Source organism: Pseudomonas purpurea, from assembly GCF_039908635.1.
Lineage (GTDB): Bacteria > Pseudomonadota > Gammaproteobacteria > Pseudomonadales > Pseudomonadaceae > Aquipseudomonas > Aquipseudomonas purpurea.
The window spans coordinates 5,503,669-5,525,227 of the sequence record NZ_CP150918.1 but is presented as its reverse complement, the minus strand read 5'-3'; the positions used below and the strand labels follow the sequence as shown (position 1 = coordinate 5,525,227).

The 21,559-nt window shown below is 61.5% G+C and carries 18 protein-coding genes; 14 read left to right on the top strand and 4 right to left on the bottom strand.

From position 1 onward, the window contains the following. Window positions 1-274 precede the first annotated feature (274 nt). The 7 genes from AABM54_RS24965 to AABM54_RS24935 all read left to right on the top strand — a co-directional run bounded on the left by AABM54_RS24965 (window position 275) and on the right by AABM54_RS24935 (window position 7,369). Entirely contained in the window at window positions 275-1,351 is a 1,077-nt protein-coding gene (locus AABM54_RS24965) for a putative 2-aminoethylphosphonate ABC transporter ATP-binding protein (protein ID WP_347902563.1), read from the top strand. Further along, complete coding sequence (locus AABM54_RS24960; RefSeq protein WP_347902562.1) at window positions 1,351-3,075, top strand: putative 2-aminoethylphosphonate ABC transporter permease subunit; 1,725 nt, start codon at window positions 1,351-1,353, stop codon at window positions 3,073-3,075. The genes AABM54_RS24965 and AABM54_RS24960 overlap by 1 nt, the downstream gene beginning before the upstream one ends. 47 nt (window positions 3,076-3,122) lie before the next feature. Further along, complete coding sequence (locus tag AABM54_RS24955; protein ID WP_347902561.1) at window positions 3,123-4,148, top strand: putative 2-aminoethylphosphonate ABC transporter substrate-binding protein; 1,026 nt, start codon at window positions 3,123-3,125, stop codon at window positions 4,146-4,148. Window positions 4,149-4,337: 189 nt separating this feature from the next. Further along, window positions 4,338-5,471, top strand: coding sequence for a TIGR03364 family FAD-dependent oxidoreductase (locus tag AABM54_RS24950; protein WP_347902560.1), 1,134 nt, complete (start codon window positions 4,338-4,340; stop codon window positions 5,469-5,471). Continuing rightward, complete coding sequence (locus tag AABM54_RS24945; RefSeq protein WP_347902559.1) at window positions 5,471-6,028, top strand: phosphonate degradation HD-domain oxygenase; 558 nt, start codon at window positions 5,471-5,473, stop codon at window positions 6,026-6,028. The genes AABM54_RS24950 and AABM54_RS24945 overlap by 1 nt, the downstream gene beginning before the upstream one ends. A gap of 140 nt (window positions 6,029-6,168) precedes the next feature. Then, window positions 6,169-6,699: a hypothetical protein gene (locus AABM54_RS24940; RefSeq protein WP_347902558.1), complete on the top strand. Its 531-nt coding sequence runs from the start codon at window positions 6,169-6,171 to the stop codon at window positions 6,697-6,699. Window positions 6,700-6,913: 214 nt separating this feature from the next. After that, window positions 6,914-7,369 carry a hypothetical protein gene (locus AABM54_RS24935; protein WP_347902557.1) on the top strand — a complete coding sequence of 152 codons (456 nt, stop codon included), beginning with the start codon at window positions 6,914-6,916 and terminating at the stop codon, window positions 7,367-7,369. A 17-nt stretch (window positions 7,370-7,386) separates the two neighbouring features. Here the strand turns inward: AABM54_RS24935 and AABM54_RS24930 are convergent, their stop codons facing one another. Together AABM54_RS24930 and AABM54_RS24925 are read right to left on the bottom strand one after the other, a co-directional pair. Then, on the bottom strand, window positions 7,387-8,763 hold the full coding sequence (locus AABM54_RS24930) for a GTPase/DUF3482 domain-containing protein (RefSeq protein WP_347902556.1): 1,377 nt from the start codon (window positions 8,761-8,763) through the stop codon (window positions 7,387-7,389). Continuing rightward, window positions 8,756-10,126 carry a DUF2868 domain-containing protein gene (locus tag AABM54_RS24925; RefSeq protein WP_347902555.1) on the bottom strand — a complete coding sequence of 457 codons (1,371 nt, stop codon included), beginning with the start codon at window positions 10,124-10,126 and terminating at the stop codon, window positions 8,756-8,758. The genes AABM54_RS24930 and AABM54_RS24925 overlap by 8 nt, the downstream gene beginning before the upstream one ends. Window positions 10,127-10,211: 85 nt before the next feature. Here AABM54_RS24925 and AABM54_RS24920 point away from each other — a divergent pair, with 85 nt between their 5' ends. Continuing rightward, window positions 10,212-10,724 carry a dihydrofolate reductase gene (locus AABM54_RS24920; protein WP_347902554.1) on the top strand — a complete coding sequence of 171 codons (513 nt, stop codon included), beginning with the start codon at window positions 10,212-10,214 and terminating at the stop codon, window positions 10,722-10,724. A gap of 151 nt (window positions 10,725-10,875) precedes the next feature. Here the strand turns inward: AABM54_RS24920 and AABM54_RS24915 are convergent, their stop codons facing one another. Further along, on the bottom strand, window positions 10,876-12,267 hold the full coding sequence (locus AABM54_RS24915; RefSeq protein WP_347902553.1) for an L-cystine transporter: 1,392 nt from the start codon (window positions 12,265-12,267) through the stop codon (window positions 10,876-10,878). 239 nt (window positions 12,268-12,506) lie between these two features. Here AABM54_RS24915 and AABM54_RS24910 point away from each other — a divergent pair, with 239 nt between their 5' ends. The 5 genes from AABM54_RS24910 (at window position 12,507) to AABM54_RS24890 (ending at window position 17,532) form a co-directional block, all read left to right on the top strand. Next, window positions 12,507-13,562, top strand: coding sequence for a haloacid dehalogenase-like hydrolase (locus tag AABM54_RS24910; protein ID WP_347902552.1), 1,056 nt, complete (start codon window positions 12,507-12,509; stop codon window positions 13,560-13,562). Between the two features lie 214 nt (window positions 13,563-13,776). Then, window positions 13,777-15,177, top strand: a complete 1,401-nt coding sequence (locus AABM54_RS24905) for an MBOAT family O-acyltransferase (RefSeq protein WP_347902551.1) — start codon at window positions 13,777-13,779, stop codon at window positions 15,175-15,177. Then, complete coding sequence (locus AABM54_RS24900; protein ID WP_347902550.1) at window positions 15,164-16,303, top strand: DUF459 domain-containing protein; 1,140 nt, start codon at window positions 15,164-15,166, stop codon at window positions 16,301-16,303. Before AABM54_RS24905 ends, AABM54_RS24900 begins: the two co-directional genes overlap by 14 nt. A 1-nt stretch (window position 16,304) precedes the next feature. Then, on the top strand, window positions 16,305-17,174 hold the full coding sequence (locus tag AABM54_RS24895; protein WP_347902549.1) for a hypothetical protein: 870 nt from the start codon (window positions 16,305-16,307) through the stop codon (window positions 17,172-17,174). Next, the gene (locus tag AABM54_RS24890; protein ID WP_347902548.1) at window positions 17,119-17,532 is read left to right on the top strand and encodes a hypothetical protein; all 414 of its coding nucleotides are present in this window, start codon (window positions 17,119-17,121) and stop codon (window positions 17,530-17,532) included. Before AABM54_RS24895 ends, AABM54_RS24890 begins: the two co-directional genes overlap by 56 nt. A gap of 102 nt (window positions 17,533-17,634) precedes the next feature. Here the strand turns inward: AABM54_RS24890 and ilvD are convergent, their stop codons facing one another. Beyond that, window positions 17,635-19,476, bottom strand: a complete 1,842-nt coding sequence (gene ilvD / locus AABM54_RS24885) for a dihydroxy-acid dehydratase (RefSeq protein WP_347902547.1) — start codon at window positions 19,474-19,476, stop codon at window positions 17,635-17,637. 355 nt (window positions 19,477-19,831) lie between these two features. Here ilvD and AABM54_RS24880 point away from each other — a divergent pair, with 355 nt between their 5' ends. Next, window positions 19,832-21,553 (top strand): DUF4153 domain-containing protein, encoded by a 1,722-nt coding sequence (locus AABM54_RS24880; protein ID WP_347902546.1) that lies wholly within the window; start codon window positions 19,832-19,834, stop codon window positions 21,551-21,553. Window positions 21,554-21,559 lie beyond the last annotated feature (6 nt).

The window sequence follows — 21,559 nt, the reverse complement described above, 5'->3', positions numbered from 1 at the left end:
ACTTTGTGGCGAGGGAGCTTGCTCCCGCTCGGCTGCACAGCAGTCGTAAACCCAGCGAATGCGTTTTACCTGACAGTACTCTGCTGCTGATTTTGGACCGCTGCGCGGTCCAGCGGGAGCAAGCGCCCTCGCCACAATGTACCCGCAGGTAGCTCCTGAAGTCTCCAACAACCCAAATCCCCGAATACCACTATCGGCCGTTTTTGCCTCACTGCCACATGACGGACGCATTACAGCTCTAGGATGGCCTGCATCTGCTAGATGAGGTCCGTCCATGAACCACCCGAACGCAACTGCCCAGGTCTTTCCCGGCGCGCCGATGAAGGTGCGCGGTATCGAGAAACGCTTCGGCGCCTTCACCGCGCTGGATAACGTGTCGCTGGATGTCGAGGCCGGTGAACTGGTATGCCTGCTCGGGCCTTCGGGTTGCGGCAAAACCACCTTGCTGCGCTGCATCGCCGGGCTGGAACGTCAGGATCGCGGCGAGTTGTACCTAGGTGATCGCGACGTTTCCCTGCTGGCACCGCAGGCTCGGGACTACGGCATTCTGTTCCAGTCTTACGCGCTGTTCCCCAACCTCACCGTTGAAGCCAACATTGCCTACGGCCTCGCTGGCAGTGGTCGCGATGAAGTGCGCAAGCGTGTCGGCCAGATGCTGGAACTGGTGGGCCTGATCGGCAGTGAGAAAAAGTACCCCGGCCAATTGTCCGGCGGTCAACAGCAACGGGTCGCACTGGCCCGGGCCTTGGCGCCGGCCCCGTCGTTGTTGCTGCTGGACGAACCGATGTCGGCCCTCGACGCCCGGGTTCGCGAGCACCTGTGCACCGAGTTGCGCCAGTTGCAGCGCAACCTCGGCATCACCACGTTGATGGTCACGCACAACCAGGACGAGGCCATGCTGATGGCCGACCGTATCGCCGTGATGAACAACGGCAAGGTCGAGCAGTACGCCACGCCCCAGGAAATCTACAATCGCCCGGCCACGCCGTTCGTGGCCGAGTTCGTCGGGCAGGGCAACTGGTTGCCGTTCCAACGCAACAGCGACAGCCATGCGCAGGTCGGCGGGATGAACCTGCGCCTGGCCGATAACAGCGGCAACGCCGCGTCGGGCCGACTGTTCTGTCGCCCGGAAGCCATCAGCATCAACCCGTTGGTGCATGAAGAAAACCTGTTCCCGGCCAAGGTCCGCGAGATCACGTTCCTGGGCAACCGCTGCCGGATGAGCTTCGAGTTAAACCATCTGCCCGGTCATGCACTGCTCGCCGAACTGTCGCCCGAAGCCATGCCGCGCCTCGGTGCCCAGGACATCATGGTCGCCTTGCCGCCGCGCAGCTTGCAGGTGTTTGCCTGATGAGCGCGCCCATCGCGCTGCCGATACCGCACAAGCAGGTTCGGCAGGCCTCCCGCGCAGAAATCGGTGACCGGGTGTTCGTGGTCGGCGGCAAGGTCCTGCTGCTGTGCCTGCTCAGCGTCGCGGTGTTGATGCCGCTGCTGGCGATCTTCTGGCGTGGCTTCAGCTCCGAAGCCGGGCAGGGCGGTGGCCTGGTCGCCGCCCGTGAATTGGTGACCAGCGCCAATTTCCACTGGCTGCTGGGCAATAGCCTGAAAGTCTCCCTCAGCGTCGCGGCTATTGTCGTGCCGTTGGCGTACCTGTTTGCCTACGCCCTGCAACGCACGTTGATTCCCGGCAAAGCGATCTGGCGCGGTATGTCGTTGCTGCCGTTGATGGCGCCGTCGATGCTGCCGGGCATTGCGCTGGTCTACCTGTTCGGCAACCAAGGCATGTTGCGCGGTTTGCTCTCGGAGAACATCTACGGCTTCTGGGGCATTGTGCTGGGCGAGGTGATTTACACCTTTCCCCACGCCTTGATGATTCTGCTGTCGGCGCTGTCCCTGGCCGATGCGCGGTTGTTCGACGCCGCGTCGAGCATGGGTGCCAGCCCGGCCAAGGCGTTTCACAGCATTACCTGGCCGGCGACCCGGCAAGCGGTATTCGCCGCATTCTGTCTGGTGTTCACCCTGACCATCACCGATTTCGGTGTGCCGGTGGTGGTCGGTGGCGGCTATCAAGTACTGGCGCTGGAAGCCTACAAAGCCGTGGTCGGCCAGCAGCAATTCGGTCGCGGCGCGCTGATCGGCATGGTGCTGTTGCTGCCGGCCCTGTTCAGTTTTGGCGTCGATGCCTGGCTGCGCCGTCGTCATGGCGATTCCATGAGCGGTCGGGCGCAAGTCTTCCAACCGGCGCCGTCGCGGCTGCGCGATGGCTGCTACCTGACTGTCGTGCTGCTGATCTGCGCCGCGCTGTTGCTGGTGTTCGGCATGGCGGTGTACTCCTCGCTGGTGAAGTTCTGGCCGTACAACCTGTCGCTGTCGCTCAATCACTACCAGTTCGGCGACACCGCCGGCGGTGGCTGGCTGGCCTACGGCAACAGCGTGAAGATGGCCCTGTGCACGGCGTTGATCGGCAGCGGCTTGATCTTCACCGGTGCCTACCTGATGGAAAAAACCAAAGGCCAGCGCGGCTTGAACCTGGCGCTGCGCATGCTCAGTTTCGTACCGATGGCGGTGCCGGGGTTGGTGCTGGGCCTGGGCTACGTGTTCTTCTTCAACCTCACCGGCAACCCGTTGCATGTGCTCTACGGGACCATGACCCTGCTGGTGGTCTGCACCATTGCGCACTATTTGACCACCGCGCAAATGACCGCCACCACTGCGCTGCGCCAGCTCGACGCCGAATTCGAAGCCGCCGCGCTGTCGCTCAAGGCGCCGCTGTACCGCCACTACTTGCGCGTCACCGTGCCGATCTGTCTGCCGGCGCTGCTGGACATCGTGCGCTATCTGTTCGTCTCGGCGATGACCACCGTTTCAGCGGCGATCTTCCTCTACAGCCCCGACACCCTCCTCGCGGCGGTGGCGGTGCTGAACATGGACGACGCCGGCAATGTCGGCGGCGCGGCCGCCATGTCCACCCTGATTCTGTTCACCTCGGCGGGCGTTTCCCTGCTGCTGGCCTGGGCTTCGCGCGGCTTGCTGCGCCGCTCCCAGGCCTGGCGGCAAACCGTGCCCGGCAACTGATTTGCCCATCCCTCCACACTGATCTGCATTCACACAGGAACCGCACCATGTTCAAGCCCCTGGCTCTTGCCGCTGCTGTCCTCACTGCTTTCAGCCTGAACGCCTTTGCCGCGAAAACCGAACTGACGGTGTACACCGCCCTTGAAGCCGAGCAACTGAAGACCTACAAAGAAGCCTTCGAAAAGGCCAACCCGGACGTGGAGATCAAGTGGGTGCGCGATTCCACCGGGATCATCACCGCCAAACTGTTGGCCGAAAAAGCCCGCCCGCAGGCTGATGCAGTGTGGGGCCTGGCGGCGTCGAGCCTGGCGATCCTTGATCAGCAAGGCATGCTGCAAAGCTACGCGCCGAAGGACTTGGGCAAGATCGGCGGCAACTACCGCGACGCCGCCAACCCGCCAGCCTGGGTGGGCATGGACGTGTGGGCCGCGACCATTTGCTTCAACACCGTCGAAGCCCAGAAGCAAGGCCTGACCAAACCGGTGAGCTGGCAGGACCTGACCAAGCCTGAATACAAAGGCAAGATCGTCATGCCGAACCCGGCATCGTCCGGCACCGGTTTCCTCGACGTCAGCGCCTGGCTGCAAACCTTCGGCGAGAAGCAGGGCTGGCAGTACATGGACGACCTGCACCAGAACATCGGCCAGTACGTTCACTCCGGTTCCAAGCCATGCAAGCTGGCGGCTGCGGGTGAATTCCCGATTGGCATTTCCTTCGAGTACCCGGCCGTGCAGCTCAAACGCCAGGGCGCTCCGCTGGACATCGTGTTGCCGAAAGAAGGCCTGGGCTGGGAAATCGAAGCCACCGCCGTGATCAAGGGCACGCCCCATGAAGACGCCGCGAAGAAACTCGCCGACTTCTCCGCAAGCCCTGCCGCGATGGAGCTGTACAAGGAAAACTTCGCCGTCCTCGCCCAGCCTGGCATCGCCAAGCCACAGACCGAGCTGCCGGCCGACTACGAGCAACGCCTGATCAAGAACGACTTCGCCTGGGCCTCGAAAAACCGCGACGAGATCCTCACCGAATGGCGCAAGCGATATGACGGCAAGTCCGAGAAGGTCGTTGCCAAGTAACTGATGAAACCCTCTGTGGCGAGGGAGCTTGCTCCCGCTCGGCTGCGTAGCAGTCGTAAACCGGTTGACGCGTGGTATCTGAATAATCGCGGTATCAAGGTTTTTGGACCGCTTTGCGGTCCAGCGGGAGCAAGCTCCCTCGCCACAAAGGACTGTGTTGTACGCAGGATTTTTGCAGGACAAAGCTCAATGACACACCACAGCGACATGCTGATCGTCGGCGCCGGCATTCTGGGCTTGTCCCACGCCTATGCCGCCGCCAAACGCGGCCTTAAGGTCAGCGTTTTCGAACGCAGCGCCACGCCGCTGGGCGCTTCGGTGCGCAACTTTGGTCAAGCACTCGTCACCGGCCAACCGCCGGGCCAGATGCTTGAACTGGCCAAGGCCAGCCGCGAGATCTGGGGCCAATGGGCGCAGCTCGCGGGTTTGCAACTCAAACGTAACGGTTCGTACCTGTTTGCCCGCACCGAGGCTGAAGAACACCTGCTGGAAGCTTTCTGCAAAGGGCGCGCCATCGAGCACGGCTACCGCGTCGATCTGCTGCGCGGTGCTGCACTGCGCGATCTGTACGGCGGCCAGTTCAGCCATCACCGCGCCGCGTTGCACGGCATGGACGATCAGCAACTGTATTCCCGTGAAGCCATCCCGGCGCTGATCGATTACTTGCGCCGCGAACTCGGCGTGGCGTTTCACTTCTCCACCCTGGTGCGCGATATCGAGCCCGGCCGCTTGCACAGCACCGCGGGCAGTTTCACCGGGGAGCAAATCATCGTTTGCTCGGGCCACGATTATCAGACCCTGCTGGCCGAGCCGATTGCCGCCCTCAACCCGCAAATCTGTCGCCTGCAAATGCTTCGTGCCCGGCCGCAGATCAACCTCAACCTGCAACATGCGCTGCTCACCGGTCTGAGCTGTGTGCACTACGGTGCCTTCGCCGATTTGCCGGAAGCGGAAGCCGTGCAGGCGCAGATTCTGCGCGAGGCGCCGCACCTGCATGAGCATGGCATTCACCTGTTGATCAGCCCGACGCCTCACGGCGAGCTGATCATCGGTGATTCCCACGATTACGGCAGGGACCCGTCGCCGTTCAACGCTGAACAGGTGGACAACTGGATGCTCGAACTGGTCGAGCAGACGCTGGGTTGCAAGGTGCAGGTGATCGAGCGTTGGCAGGGCGTTTATGGGGCGCGCGGGGCGGTGCCGTTTTCGTTCTTGCAGGCCGCACCGGGCGTGCATGCCGCGTTGATGCACACGGGTGTCGGCATGAGCGTGGGGCCGGCGATGGCTGAACGTAACGTCAGGACCTTGTTGGGAGAACACTGATGGGCCGCAACGAACAGGTGATCGCCGAAGTGTTCGGCTGGTACGAGCGCTTCGGTGACAGCGACTACATCGGCGAGCCGGTGTCGCAGATCGAGCACATGTCCCAGACCGCCGAACGGGCCATGGCCGAAGGTTTCGACGATGAAGTGGTGCTGGCCGCGTTCTTCCACGACATCGGGCATCTCTGCGTTGAGAACGCCGAACACATGGGCGGCTTTGGCGTGGTCAGCCATGAACGCCTCGGCGCTGACTACCTGCGTCGTCTGGGTTTTAGCGAACGCCTGGCGCGGCTGGTGGAGTATCACGTTGAGGCCAAGCGTTACCTGACGTTCAAAGAACCGGGCTACTACCAACGCTTGAGCGAGGCCAGTCGGCGCACGCTGGAGTATCAGGGCGGGGTGATGACGGCCACCGAGGCGCAGGTGTTTGAGCAGGATCCGTTGTGCGCCATCAGTTTGCGGATGCGCGAGTGGGATGAACAGGCGAAGGAGATCTGGGTGCCGGTGATTGATCTTGAGGTGTTGAAGGCGAAGGCTTTGGGAGTGTTAGCGTTCTGACCCTTGTTTGGATTTTACGGATGGAATGGTGGAAGTCAGCAAATCTAGACGTTTCCTACGAGATATCAGGACGAGGCTGACTAGTCGCTTCGCAAGGGGCTGTCTAGCTTTGCTGACCTTTTCGCGTAAGAGACACCATCATGCGTTACTTAAAAATTACCGCTCAGGATCGCAGTGGCAACCATCGTGCAGATACGCTCCTTCTGCATTTTTTCGAAGCAGTGAAAGATGGCGAAGACACACTGATTCACAAGGCGTATGCGCTGGATATCACGGCTGATGGCAAGGTTGATTTTCAGGTCGGTGACGTCAATAACGACGGCAAGGAGAACACCCGGGATGAACGGTTGCTCAAGAAGTTCGCAGATGCTTTTTTGCAACTGAACTGGTTCAACGCTGGCGACACTTCGGCGCGCTACCTGAAGATTTTTGTCGAGGACTTTGCTCAGGACGGCTCTCCCGATACGGTCCGTTTGCACTTTCATGAGGGCGAGGGCGAGCCGACGGATAACTCCATCGTCTATACCGCGTCGGCTTATGACACCAACAATGACGGGAAGCTGGATTGGCTCGTGCATTTTGATGTCGACAACGATGGCGACGTTGATGCGGTGGATCAGAAACTTGTCACGTTGCTGAGTAACGAGTACTTGAAGTTCAAATGGAAATGACCGGTCGATCGGCAACGTTTTCAACGTCGCCTTGAAGCGTCATTGATGCGGCTTCGGCATTGTCCGAATGCCGCATTTTTCAACCTCGTCGACGCCGTCCCGCAAACAGGCGCCAATTGAGGAAAATCCTTACGGGCCGTGGTGGCCTGATGCCGTAGAGGCGTTTTGCTCGAGTGGTTAGTGTTCCAGACTCTTTACTTCGCAAGGAACGCTTATGCGCTATTTAAAAGTAACCGCTCAGGACCGGAACAGGACGGGTAAGGCAGACACTGTTCACTTCCAGTTCTATGAAGATGAACTCCTGACAAGGGAGACGATGGTGACTGCTACGGACTCTGGGCGTCAGCCACTGGTGAAGCTTGCCAGGACCTATTTGAAGCTCGGATGGCTCAACGTGGGAGATGGTTCGGAGCGGTACCTGCAGATATTTGCGCAAAACCCTGTCAGCGACGGAACCCCCGAAGCGGTGCGGCTGCATTTCCATGATGGATCGTTGCCCCCGCCCGGGAGCACGATTGCTTACAAGGCGTCAGCGCTTGACCGGGATATTGACGGGCGTTTCGAATTGATCCTGAGTTCGGATGTGGACAATGACGGTCGTGCAGACAGAACGGACCGAAGCCGGGTGAAGTCGTTGGCCCTCGAATTTCTGAAACTCAATTGGCACTAAAGACGCTTCGGTATGGGCTACAACTGCCGCGCTAACACTTCAACTTGCTCCTGGCGTTCCGCCTGGCTCAACCTTGCATGAGAATTGAGCGATGACCACTGCGGATGCGCGCGTGCCTTGCTCAGCGCCTCCGGCAGTTTGCCTTCGCGCCAGCTCTTGTCCTGTGGCGTGGCGACCTGGATGCTGTCCATCGCCGCGTGTCCGCGCAGGTTCAAGGCGTGCACCAGTTGCCGCTGACGCAAGGCCAGCAAGCGCAGTACGCTGTCGTCGACGGTCAGTTCGCGCTGGCCTTTGATCTTGCCCAGCAAACGGCTGCCGTAACTGCGCGCCGTTTGCAGCGCGCCCCCGGCAATCGCCCCGGCCAGCGCCGCTGCACCCAGGGTCAGGCCGCCCACCAGCAAATCCACGCCGGCACCCGCCGCCGCGCCCGCCGCGATTCCGCCGCCGACCCGCACGCCCAATTGTTTGAGAGTTTCAGGGTTGAACAAATCATCGCCCCAACGACCGTCCAGCAGCGGCAAATCGCTGGCGGCGGCATCCTGTGGGCGGAAGGCATAGAGCTTGAGCAGCGCTTCGACGCAGCGTTGTTCGCGCTGGCGCACCGCTTTGCGCAGCTCGCTGATGGCTTGGCGTTCCTGCTCGGCGTCGCTGGCCACGCTGCGCCGACACGCCGCGCAGTCGATCAGCAGTTCGGCGATCAAGCGTGCCGCGCTTTGCTGGCGCGCTTCACGTTGCGCCTGTTGATCGGCGATCAGGCGCTCCAGTTGTCCGCGGGCGCTTTCCATCAGCAGCGCAAGGCTTTCATAGAGTCGGCGCTCGCCGTCCTCGGGCGGCGCCACGCTGTCGAAACGCACCAGTGCATGCAGCCCCAAGCGCGCCAGGGCTTCGCGCCAGTCCGGCTCGCGGTGGTTGGCGCTGCTGACGAAATTCAGCACCGGCAGCAGCGGTTTGCCGCAACTGGCCAATACTTCGAGTTCGTCACGGTATTTGGCCAGCACCGGCTCGCGGGCGTCGATCACGTACAGCCCGGCGTCGGAGGCCAGCAGTTGCCGCAGCACTTTGGCTTCCTGTTCGAAACGCTGGCGCGCCTCGCTGCCATCAAGGAAGCGCGCCAGCCGCGCCGGGCCGTCGAGGCGTTCGCCGGGGCGTTCCAGCCGCTCCAGGTAATCGAGCAGGGCGATGGCGTCTTCCAGGCCAGGCGTGTCGTAGAGCTCCAGCAAGGCTTCGCCGTCCACCGACAACCGCGCCCCTTCGACATGCCGCGTGGTGCTGGGGCGATGGGACACTTCGCCGAAGCCGACGTCGCGGGTCAGGGTTCGCAACAGTGAGGTCTTGCCGACATTGGTGTGGCCGACCACGGCGAGTTTCAGCGGCTTGTTTACAGCATCAGTCATGGCCCGACTCCAGCCAGTTCATGGGTGCGCAGTCGGCGAACGGCAGTTCCAACTGTTGCAGCGCGGCATGCCAGTCGCCCAGGCGTTCGGCGTCCAGCGCCTGGCCGGGTGGCGCTTGCAGCAGCCAGACCCGTGTCGCGGCGGCGCTGCGGGCGAGTTCGGCGATCAATGCCAGGCTGCCGCGATCCGGCGAACGCCGAGGGTCACAGGCAATGGCCAGGCGTGCCGGCGGGAAACGGGTCAGTTGTTCGAGCAGTTTCTGTCGGGATTCGCGGCTGTCGAGAATCCCGGCATCGTTGACGTTTTTCGGCAGCTGCGGTGGCCATGGGCGCTGATCGTCCAGCTCTATGGCCACCAGCAGCGCGCCGTTGCTGTCCAGCGCGTGGGCGCCGCCCTCGACCTGATGCAATCGCTCGGGCGCGGCATCGCTGACGCCGAGGCGCTCGCTGCTGGGCATCAGCCGTTCGCGCAGCTGTGCGTAGCCGGGCAGTTTCAGGTCCAGCCCCAGCGCCGCACGGCCGGTTTTCCAGCGCCACAGGCAAAACAGCGCCAGCAACAGGCGTGGCAACACGCCGTACACCAGCAACACACCGACCAACCACGTCGCCCAGGCTTGCCGGGCGCTTTCGATGTTCAGCGCGGCGTCACCGCTGGCGCGGATCATCTCCACGGTGGGCACATTGAAACCCAGCAGCGCGGGCAGGGCGCCGAGGGTTTGGGTCATGGTCACGAAAGTGTCGCCGCTCAGCAGCGTGGTTTCCCAGACAAAGCCGTAGCGTCGGGTCGCCATCAGTATCAGCAACATCGCCAGGGCGCTGAGCATTGCCAGCAGCCACAAGCCGTTGACCAGAATGCCGAGCACCCAGCGATTGAGTTTCTGGCGTTGCAGCAACAGCAGCAGGGCTGGCGCCAGTTGTGCGGCTTTGGCGTCGCGGGCGAATTTCTCGCTGAGCCACAGCCACAAGCGTCCGAGGGTGGCGCCGTAGTCGCCGGCGAAGATCAGGCCCGAGGCCCAGCTCAGCAGTAGAATCAGGTTCAGCCCGAGCAGGCTGCCCAGGGCCCAGAACACATTCACCGGTTGCCGGCCATCGCTCAGCGCGGCCAACGCCAGGCCCGCGCCGCTGATGACTGCGACCACGGCCAGCACGATCAACGCCAGTCGCGCCCCTTGCAGCCAGTGGCGCAGGGCGCCGGTCAAGCCATCGCGTTCGGCCAGCCACCGGGCGCGGGCCTGGATGCGGCCCGGCAGGTCGCCGCCAGCGCTGCGGGCCAGTCGGTTGGCTTCCTGATCTTCCAGTGGGCCTGCATGTTCCTCGCGCAGGCGCACGGTTTCAGTCAACCAGAGTGTTGTCAGTTCAGTCACGCGCCATCCCGTCGCTCAAATGAGCCGTGAGCATAACCGCTGTGGCGCTTATCGGGGTAAGCGAGCCTCTGGTATCCTCGCCGACATGAAAAAAACTCTCCCTCTCAGCCTGATCGCAGCCCTCGGTGAAAACCGTGTGATCGGCGTCGACAACAGCATGCCCTGGCACTTGCCGGGGGATTTCAAATACTTCAAGGCCACCACGCTAGGCAAGCCGATCATCATGGGCCGCAAGACCTGGGATTCCCTGGGTCGTCCGCTGCCGGGTCGGTTGAACATCGTGGTCAGCCGTCAGGCGGATCTGGTGTTGAAAGGGGCGGAGGTTTATCCGTCGCTGGAAGCTGCCGTTGTTCGCGCAGAAGAATGGGCGAAAGAACAGGGCGTCGATGAGCTGATGCTGATTGGCGGCGCGCAGTTGTATGCGCAAGGAATGGCGCAGGCCGATCGCTTGTACTTGACCCGCGTGGCGTTGAGCCCGGAAGGGGATGCGTGGTTTCCGGCGTTTGATTTGAACCAGTGGAAACTGGTGTCGAATGTGCCGAACCCGGCGGAAGGCGACAAACCGGCATTCAACTTCGAAGTCTGGGAGAAGGCCTAGAAACTGTGGCGAGGGAGCTTGCTCCCGCTGGGTCGCGAAGCTGCCCCAATAAGGCTGGTGCAGTCTTTCAGAAAGAACGCGGCGCCGGGTTTTAGGGCTGCTGCGCAGCCCAGCGGGAGCAAGCTCCCTCGCCACAAAGTTGTTCTACCCGTTAAGCGTGCGCCAGATCCTCATGCTCATCGGCATCCAGCAGTGCTTTGTCGGTCTGCTGCATCATCTGGCTGGTAATCGCACCGGCCGTCATCGAACCACTGACGTTCAACGCGGTACGGCCCATGTCGATCAACGGTTCAACCGAGATCAGCAGCGCCACCAGTGACACCGGCAAGCCCATGGCCGGCAGCACGATCAGCGCGGCGAAGGTTGCGCCGCCGCCAACCCCGGCAACTCCTGCCGAACTCAAGGTCACAATCGCCACCAGCGTCGCGATCCACAGCGGGTCCAGCGGGTTGATGCCTACGGTCGGCGCTACCATCACCGCCAACATCGCAGGGTAAAGACCGGCGCAGCCGTTCTGGCCAATGGTCGCGCCAAACGAGGCGGCGAAACTGGCGATCGACTGTGGAATGCCCAGGCGACGGGTTTGCGCTTCGATGCTCAGCGGAATGCTCGCGGCGCTGGAGCGGCTGGTGAAGGCGAAGGTCAGTACCGGCCAGACTTTACGGAAGAAGCGCAGCGGGTTGATCCCGGCCAGCGACACCAATACGCCGTGAACCACAAACATCAGGCCCAGGCCGATGTACGACACCACCACGAAGCTGCCGAGTTTGATGATGTCCTGCAGGTTGGAACCGGCGACCACTTTGGTCATCAGCGCCAGCACACCGTACGGGGTCAGCTTCATGACCAGACGCACCAGACGCATCACCCAGGCTTGCAGGGTGTCGATGGCGTTGATCACTTTCTGACCTTTTTCCACGTCATCCTTGAGCAGTTGCAGCGCTGCAATCCCCAGGAATGCCGCGAAGATCACCACGCTGATGATCGAGGTCGGCTTGGCCCGGGCCAGATCGGCGAACGGGTTCTGCGGGATGAACGACAGCAGCAGTTGCGGCACATTCAGGTCCGCGACCTTGCCGGCGTAGTCGGTCTGGATGGTTTGCAGGCGCGCCATTTCCTGGGTGCCGGCCACCAGGCCTTCGGCGGTCAGGCCGAACAGGTTGGTCAGGCCGATGCCGACCAGCGCCGCAATGGCGGTGGTGAACAGCAGGGTGCCGATGGTCAGGAAGCTGATTTTGCCCAGTGACGAGGCATTGTGCAGACGGGCCACGGCGCTGAGGATCGAGGCGAACACCAGCGGGATCACGATCATTTGCAGCAACTGCACATAACCGTTGCCGACCAGGTCGAACCAGCCGATCGAGGCTTTGAGCACCGGGTTGCCGGCACCGTAGATCGTGTGCAGCGCGACGCCAAACACCACGCCGAGTACCAGCGCGAGCAAGACCTTCTTGGCCAGGCTCCAGGTGGTGTGGCGGGTTTGTGCCAGGCCGAACAGCAGGGCGAGGAACACCAGCAGATTGAGGATCAGCGGCAGATTCATTGAGGCTCCGTTAAGTCTTTGCCAGTCGCACGCTTGGGCAACCGCGAACCGGCAAGCCTAACAGCTTGATATTTATTGATTTAATAACAAAAACGCATGGCAACTGTCGTTTTTGGAATAAGGCCCTGACGCTGTGGCGAATGCCGGTGACGCAATCGGGACGCAAGCGGTCGTGCGCAGACGAGGGCTGTCACACTTATTTGTTAGCGTCGATGGCTTTCAGTCAGGGAGAAATGCACATGAAGTTCGCTCCGAAAATGTTAGCCGTTGCGATGTGCCTGGGCCTTGCCGGTCAGGCGTTTGCCACCGAACTCAAGCACTGGCCCCAGGATCAGGCCAAGCAGTTGGACGCCATGATCGCGGCCAACGCCAACAAAGGTAACTTTGCGGTGTTCGACATGGACAACACCAGTTACCGCTACGACCTCGAAGAGTCCCTGCTGCCGTTCATGGAAAACAAGGGGCTGATCACCCGTGAAACCCTCGATCCGTCCCTGAAACTGATGCCGTTCAAGGACACCGCCGACCACAAGGAAAGCCTGTTCAGCTATTACTACCGCTTGTGTGAAGTCGACGACATGGTCTGCTATCCATGGGTCGCGCAGGTGTTTTCGGGCTTCACCCTCAAGGAACTCAAAGGCTACGTCGATGAGTTGATGGCGTCCGGCAAACCGGTGCCGAGCACGTATTACGAAGGCGATGTGGTCAAGACCATCGAGGTTCAGCCGCCAAAAGTCTTCACCGGCCAAGCCGAGCTGTACAACAAGCTGATGGAGAACGGCATCGAGGTCTACGTGATGACGGCCGCGTCTGAAGAGCTGGTGCGCATGGTCGCCGCCGATCCGAAGTACGGCTACAACGTCAAACCGCAAAACGTCATCGGCGTGACCACGCTGCTCAAGGACCGCAAGACCGGCGAGCTGACCACTGCACGCAAGCAGATCGCCGCTGGCAAATATGACGAGAAGGCCAACCTGGGCCTGGAACTGACCCCGTACCTGTGGACGCCCGCGACTTGGATGGCCGGCAAGCAAGCGGCGATCCTGACCTACATCGACGAGTGGAAAAAACCGGTGCTGGTGGGCGGCGATACGCCGAGCAGTGACGGCTACATGCTGTTCCACAGCGTCGACGTGGCCAAGGGCGGCGTGCACTTGTGGGTCAACCGCAAGGACAAATACATGACCCAGATTAACGGCATGATGGCCAAGCACGCAGCGGCCCAGGCCAAAGAAGGCTTGCCGGTGACGGCGGACAAGAACTGGGTGATCGTCAAACCGGAGGATATTCAGTAAAACCCGGTAGCCTGCATCGCCAATAGCGCTCTGGCTCGGCCGGTTGCGGGGGATTGCACCCCCGTCACCGGCGAGTCCGGGTGCTTTGTTCATTCCTGAGAGTGTTTCAACTTGTGACGGCTAAAGGCGTTCTGCCATACTCGCGGCCCTTTGCGCCCCGGCCTGTTCTTTCAGTGCCGGGCTCTGGTTTCTGCTGTACGTAATGGACTACGTTGTGAGCTATCTCTCGATTGAATTCGGCTTGTGTTTCATCCTCTTTTTCCTCGTTTACTGGTCGGTGTGCTGGAGTACGCGTCTACAGAACGTACTGTTGCTGGCCGCCAGTTACGCGATCCTCGCCAGTTTCAGTCTGGACTTCCTCTACATCCTGTTGGGCTACACCGCATTGGTGTACCTGCTCGGGCTGTTGAGTGAACGTTTTCCGGGGCGTTCATTCGTCAACGGGTTGATGTTGCTGCTGGTGCTCGGCTGCTTTTACCTGTTCAAGTACCAGGACTTCTTTACCAGCACGGTGCAAAGCGCCTTCGCTCAGCTAGGGCTGGACGTCTCGCTGCCGCTGCTGGAAGTGCTGCTGCCGGTCGGCCTGTCGTTCTACACGTTTCACTCGGTCAGTTACCTGGTGTCGATCAATCGCGGCGAGCTGAAACCGGGTTCGCCGTTTGACCTGGCGCTGTACCTGGCGTTTTTCCCGAGCCTGATCGCCGGCCCCGTGAACCGGGCCACCGACATGCTGCCGCAGATTCGCCCGGCGCAAGCCCGGCAGGTGCTGGAACCGCAGCGGGCGTTGGGGCTGATTGCGCTGGCGGTGGTCAAGCTGTTCTTCCTCAGCTCCTGGCTGGCCAACGAATGGGTCGACCCGGTGTTCGAGTCGTCTGTCAGCTTTTCGGCCGAGCAGATCCTGCGCAGCGTTTACGGTTATTCGTTCCTGATCTACTTCAACTTCAGCGGCTACACCGACCTGGTGACGGGCATCGCCTTGCTGTTGGGCTTCCGTTTGCCGCTGAACTTCAACTTCCCGTACACCGCGCGCAACCTCAAGGAGTTCTGGGGACGCTGGCACATCAGCCTGTCGACGTTTATCCGTGACTACGTGTACATCCCGCTCGGTGGCAACCGCCGTGGGGTCTGGCGCGGCAATCTGAACATGCTGCTGGCCATGCTGATTTCCGGGCTGTGGCACGGCGCCAGTGTGAACTTCATCATCTGGGGCGCACTGCATGGCGTGGGGCTGGCGCTGTACAAGCTCTTCAGCCACTGGTTGCCTGCGCGTCCGACCTGGTTGGGCGCCGGTCTGCTGGCGCGGTTGTTGACCTTCCACTATGTGGCGTTTGCCTGGATCTTCTTCCGTTGTGCGTCCCTGGGCGATGCCATCGAGATGCTCAGCGGCCTGGGCGGGATGTCGCGGGCGGGGCTGGTCAGCAACGGTCTGTCGCTGCTGGGCTGCCTGTTGTTCGTGGCGCTCTATCCGCAGATCGTGGCGCTGACGCGTCGGCTGTTCGACGCCAGCATCCGGTTGCCATGGCTGCTGTATCCGGTGCCGTTGGGACTGTTCATTTGCGTGGTTATCTTTGCTTCACCATCGGGCGTACCGGGGTTTATTTATGCCAGTTTCTAATGCGTCGCCACTGTCCACGAACCTGAGCGGCGCACTTAAAGTGCTGTACGCGATCCTCGTCATCAGCGCGCTGCTGTTTTGGTTCAACCAGGACTCGATTCGCCTGTACTGCCAGCAGAAGTATCACGACGGCTGCGAGATTCCGGGCCTGGCGCAGAACCCGCAGTGGCGTTTGGGGGCTCAGTTGAACCAGACGCTGGCGGATGCGCGATCCGAAATCGTCGCCCGGCTTGAGGGCCTGGGTGACGTCAAACTGATCGCGCAAGCTCAAGCCGCAGCGAATGAAGAGGAACCGCTTGGCGAGACGCTTGCGCCATTGCCGACGCTCGAACCGGCACCGGTAGACGCTGCGTCCCAGGTTGTGACTCATCCGGCGGTGACGCCTGCGCCGCCCGTCGAGGTAGTCAGCGCACCGGCCGCGCCGGTTAATCCTGTACCGGTCGGCGCCGCGCCGGACACTCCGTTGATGGCGACGCTGGCGCTCGGTGACGAAGTGTTTTTTGTCGGCGACTCGCTGATGCAAGGGGTCGCCCCGCACATGGCGAACACCTTGCTCAAGCGTTACAAGGTCAAGAGCATCAATCTCAGTCGGCAGAGTACCGGGCTGGCCTATCCGAGCTTCTTCAACTGGCCGAAGACCGTCGAAAGCACCTTGCAGGGCAACCGGAAGATTCGCCTGATGGTGATGTTCCTCGGCCCCAACGATCCCTGGGACATGCCCGAAGGCAAGGGCAAACCGTTCTTGCGCTTCAAGACCCCGGAATGGGAAGTGGCCTATCGTCAGCGTATTGATTCCATTCTCGACTCTGCCCGGGCGCACCAGGTACAGGTGATCTGGGTCGGCCCGCCGAACATGGAGAAGGCCAAGCTGTCGACGGCCATGGCCTACCTGAACGGGCTCTACAAAAGCCAGCTCGAGGCCTATCACCAGCACTTTGTGTCGGCCAACGAGATTCTGGGCTATCAAACCGATGAGTTCTCCTATTACCTGACGGTCGACGGGAGCCGGAAGGTCAAGACCCGGGTCGATGACGGCATCCATTTCACACCGACCGGGCAAAGGCTGATCGCCGAACACGTGTTGTCGCTGATCAACTTTCCCAGCCAACAATTGACGGAGCACTGACATGCGGCGACTGCACGGCATTGCGCTGTTGTTGAGCATTACCCTGCTGAGCAGTTGCAGCCCCACGGCCGAGGTCCAGGCCACACCGGTGCCGGCGCTGAAAAAACCGGGCTACACCTCAAAGAAAGTCGTGCCGGTGGCGGGCGGCGATCCGAACATGGTGGCACTGGCGCGCAAGTTCAATACGGCGGATCGCACGCCGATCACCATCGTGCAGTTGGGCGACTCCCACACGGCGGCCGACCTGTTCAGTGGTGAGGTGCGGCGGTTGTTGCAGGCCCAGTACGGTGACGGCGGGATAGGGTTTGTCGCCGCAACGCCGGTGCCCGGCACGCGCTATGAGCGCGTCATCCTCACCGCCGCCAAGCGCCAGTGGTCGCTGGTCTCGGCGCGTAATCAACAGAGCACGCAGTTCCCGCTGGGCGGTTATCTGTCATTGCCGATGACTCCGGGGGCCAAGGTGCAGATCGCCGAGCGCCAGGGCAGTCGCCAGCAATACCGGATTTCCGCACTCTATCAGGCGACGGCCAACAGCAGCCTCAAGGCCCAGACCAATCTCACTCAGGCCAGCCGCATGCTTGCGGCCACGGGTGGACAGTGGCGCTTCAGCCCGCCGTTCAACAACCTGACGCTGCCGGTGGAGATGAGTGTCGCCAACCCCCAGGGGCTGGCCCTGGGTGGCTGGAATATCCTCGGGCAGAAGAGCGCCGGGGTGATTTATTCGGCGCTGGGCATCAACGGTGCGCGGCTGGATGTGCTGGACAAGTGGCAGGCCGATTGGCCGGACACGCTCAAGGCATTGCGCCCGGACATGGTTGTCCTGGGCCTATGGCACCAACGAGGCGTTCGACGACGATCTGGACCTGGATAAATACCGTAGCCAGTTGCAGGACAAAATCACGCTGTTGCGTAAAACCGTGCCCAAGGCAGTGATTCTGCTGGTCGGCGCGCCAGACTCCATCAAGCGCCGTGGCGCGAGTGCCTGCGCCGCCGCGCAGCCGCCGCCCTTGCGGCAGGTTATCCAGATCCAGAAAGCGGTGGCGCAGCGCAATCGCGTACTGTTCTGGGACTGGCAGGCCTTCATGGGTGGTGATTGTTCCATCCGCCAGTGGCAGGCCAGTGAGTTGGCCCGCAACGATCTGGTGCACCTGACCGCGGACGGTTATCGCAAAAGCGCCGAGGGGCTGTATCGCTTCCTGCGGGGCCAGTTGGGCGAGCGCATGCCGTGAGCCTTGCTGCGGCTGCGCAGCTTTAGGCGCCGACAAGGTCTTCTGAAGCGCAAAAAAAGGCCCCGCACTTGGCGGGGCATTTTTATGGCCGACGGTTAAGCCTTACAGCCCGTCGAGCATCGCCTTGTTGCGTACCGCGCCCTTGTCGGCGCTGGTTGCCAGCAGGGCGTAGGCTTTCAGCGCGGTGGTCACTTTGCGTGGGCGCACCTCTACCGGTTTCCAGCCTTTCTTGTCTTGCTCGACCCGGCGCGCGGCCAGCTCTTCATCGCTGATCAACAGGTTGATCGAGCGGTTCGGAATGTCGATCAGCACTTTGTCGCCGTCCTGTACCAAGCCGATTGCACCACCAGCGGCGGCTTCTGGCGAAGCGTGGCCGATGGACAGGCCCGAGGTGCCGCCGGAGAAACGACCATCGGTGAGCAGGGCGCAGGCTTTGCCCAGGCCTTTGGATTTCAGGTACGAAGTCGGGTAGAGCATTTCTTGCATGCCCGGGCCGCCTTTCGGGCCTTCGTAACGGATGATCACGATGTCGCCGGCCTTCACTTCGTCAGCGAGGATGCCGCGCACGGCGCTGTCCTGGCTTTCGAAGATCTTCGCGTTGCCTTCGAACACGTGGATCGATTCGTCGACGCCGGCGGTTTTCACTACGCAACCGTCCAGTGCGATGTTGCCGTACAGAACGGCCAGGCCGCCTTCTTGCGAGTAAGCGTGCTCGACGCTGCGGATGCAGCCGTTTTCACGGTCGTCATCGAGGGTTTCCCAACGGGTCGACTGGCTGAACGCGGTTTGCGTCGGAATGCCTGCCGGGCCGGCCTTGAAGAAGTGGTGCACAGCTTCGTCGTCGGTCTGGGTGATGTCCCACTTGGCGATGCCTTCGGCCAGGGTCTTGCTGTGCACGGTCGGCAGGTCGGTGTGCAACAGGCCGCCACGGGCCAGCGAACCGAGGATGCTGAAGATCCCACCAGCGCGGTGCACGTCTTCCATGTGGTACTTCTGGATGTTCGGCGCGACTTTGCACAGTTGCGGTACGTGGCGCGAAAGACGGTCGATGTCCTTCAGGTCGAAGTCGATCTCGGCTTCTTGCGCTGCGGCCAGCAAGTGCAGGATGGTGTTGGTCGAGCCACCCATGGCGATGTCCAGCGTCATGGCGTTTTCGAACGCCTTGAAGTTGGCGATGTTGCGCGGCAACACCGATTCATCGTTCTCGCCGTAGTAGCGTTTGCACAGCTCGACGATGGTGCGGCCGGCTTGCAGGAACAGTTGTTCGCGGTCGCTGTGGGTGGCCAGGGTCGAACCGTTGCCCGGCAGTGCCAGGCCGAGGGCTTCGGTCAGGCAGTTCATCGAGTTGGCGGTGAACATGCCGGAGCACGAACCGCAGGTCGGGCAGGCGCTGCGCTCGTACTCGGCGACCTTCTCGTCAGAGGCGCTGGAGTCGGCGGCGATCACCATGGCGTCGACGAGGTCGAGGCCGTGGCTGGCGAGTTTGGTCTTGCCGGCTTCCATCGGGCCGCCGGAGACGAAGATCACCGGGATGTTCAGGCGCAGGGCGGCCATCAGCATGCCAGGGGTGATCTTGTCGCAGTTGGAGATGCAGACGATGGCGTCGGCGCAGTGGGCGTTGACCATGTACTCGACGGAGTCGGCGATGATCTCGCGGCTCGGCAGCGAATAGAGCATGCCGTCGTGGCCCATGGCGATGCCGTCATCCACGGCGATGGTGTTGAATTCCTTCGCTACGCCGCCAGCGCGTTCGATCTCGCGGGCGACCAGTTGGCCCAGGTCCTTGAGGTGGACATGGCCCGGTACGAATTGGGTGAACGAGTTGGCAATGGCGATGATCGGCTTCTTGAAGTCGTCATCTTTCATCCCCGTGGCACGCCACAGTGCGCGGGCGCCGGCCATGTTGCGGCCGTGAGTGGATGTTTTCGAGCGGTAATCAGGCATTGGAGCACTCCGGGCGGCTAATCAGGTATCAAAAGGGGAGTGAGCTTCTATTGACCTCGGTAACACGCAGCAATAACCGCATGCCCTGAAGATGCCGATGACTTTGCGGGATCGCCGCGCGCCTCAGCCTGAGCTCATAAACCCGCCGGGGGATGACTGGCGATGAATCTCGCGATTCTACACCGCTGGCGTCAGGAAGGAATGCCGGGAAAGCCCGATGCAGGGCTGACGCCTTGGGATGGCTGATGACCGGTCGCTGCAGGCATCGCCCGAATGGCGTTGGCGGGGATATCGGCGGGTGGCGCGCTTGGTTAGACTGCCGCCCTTCGCGCAGTCGCCACCAAAGGGAGTTGGAATGCAGGTCCTCAGTCGTTCGTTATGGTTTTACCTGATCATCGGTTTGGTGCAGGGCGTGGTGATCTGGCACTCCGATGCCCTGGACATGTCGGGCGACTACCGCCTGTTGGCCGCCGTGGTCACCGCGCTGCTGGTGGGCGGCACGCTGCTGCAACTGTTGGGCGACAAGGCCAGCAAGCCGCGTGCGCTGCTGGCAGGGCTGGGATTCACCCTGTTGGTGGCGGGCATCAGCGCCTGGGTACTCACCTCCCATGGCAAAAGCCTCATGCAGTGGCAGTGGGCGAGTTGGTCCTGGCTCTTCAGCCTGGTCTTGCTGAGTTACATCGCCAGCATTTTCATTGTCGCCTGGGCGACGTCGGCAGATCGTCGCGTGCGCTATGAAGCGCTGTTCCTGCATGCCTGGAGCAACGTGTTCATCGTGGGCTTTGCCCTGGCGATGACCGTACTGTTCGGCCTGTTGGTGGCATTGTGGAACAAGCTGTTCCTGATGGTGGGCATTGAATGGTTTACCACGCATCTCCTCAGCGCAGGCTTTCTCTGTGTCAGCATCGGCGTCGTGTTTTCTCTGGCCATGTGGCTGGGGCGGCGCAATGAGAAGATCTTTGCTCTGCTGAGTTCGCTGCTGTTCAATGCCTGCCGCTATCTGTTGCCGCTGATCGCCCTGATCAGCGTGTTGTTTACCCTGGCCCTGCCGTTTACCGGCTTGCGGCAGATCTGGTTTACCGGTTACTCGACCCCCATTCTGCTGTTGTTGGCAGGGGTTCATCTGTTGCTGCTCAACGGTGTGTTTCAGGGCGGTCAACAACCGCAGCCTTATCCCCGCTGGATGATGCGCGGTATCAATTTGAGCCTGCTGTGCCCGCCCTTGCTGGTGGGGTTGGCGGCTTATTCGAGCGGGTTGCGGGTCGATCAGTACGGCCTGACACCGGTGCGTTTTGTCGCGCTGTTGCTGACATTGCTGCTGGGCATCTACAGCCTGTTGGTGGTCTGGGCGGTGGCGCTGCGTTCGTCGTCCTGGCTGGGCAGTTTGCGTGTCAGCAACCCGTTGATGGGCGTGATGTGTGCGGTAGTGCTGGTGCTTCTCAACAGTCCATGGCTCAACCCACTGGAAATCAGCGCCAGATATCAGGTGCAACAACTGTTGGACGGCCGTCTGAAAGTCGAGAACTTCGACCCTTACTACCTGCACTACAACCTCGGTGAATTTGGTGATTCGGCTTTCTCGGCACTGGAAGAAGCGCTGAAAGCGCAGAGCATTCTCGACGCGGATTCGCGTCGGGCTCTGGACCGGAAAATGAGAGAGGCAAAGGGTTCGGGCAAATGGTACGACTCGTTAACTACCGAGGAGAGTGTGCCGGTGCTGGAATGGGTCGGCCCCGAGGAGCCGGGCAGTGAACAGTTCGTGCAGCTCAATGGTAGCGAGCACCGTTGTTTGCTCTTGGGTTGCGTGTTGTGGGGGGTTGATCTTGATGGGGACGGGCGCCATGAAGTCGTGCAGATCCCCCGCAGTGACTACAACGAGCCCGTTCGCATTTTCTCCCGTGCTGCCAGCGACAAATGGGAGGCAGTGGGGATCATGATGGGCATTAACGAGGGTGGGCAATACGATTCACAGGCGCTGATCGACCGCATTCGTGATGGTCGGGTCAAACGTGTTTCGCCCCACTACAAGAGCCTGGATGTCGATGGCATGTTGCTCGCGCCTGTCGCCGGGCCCTGACACGAT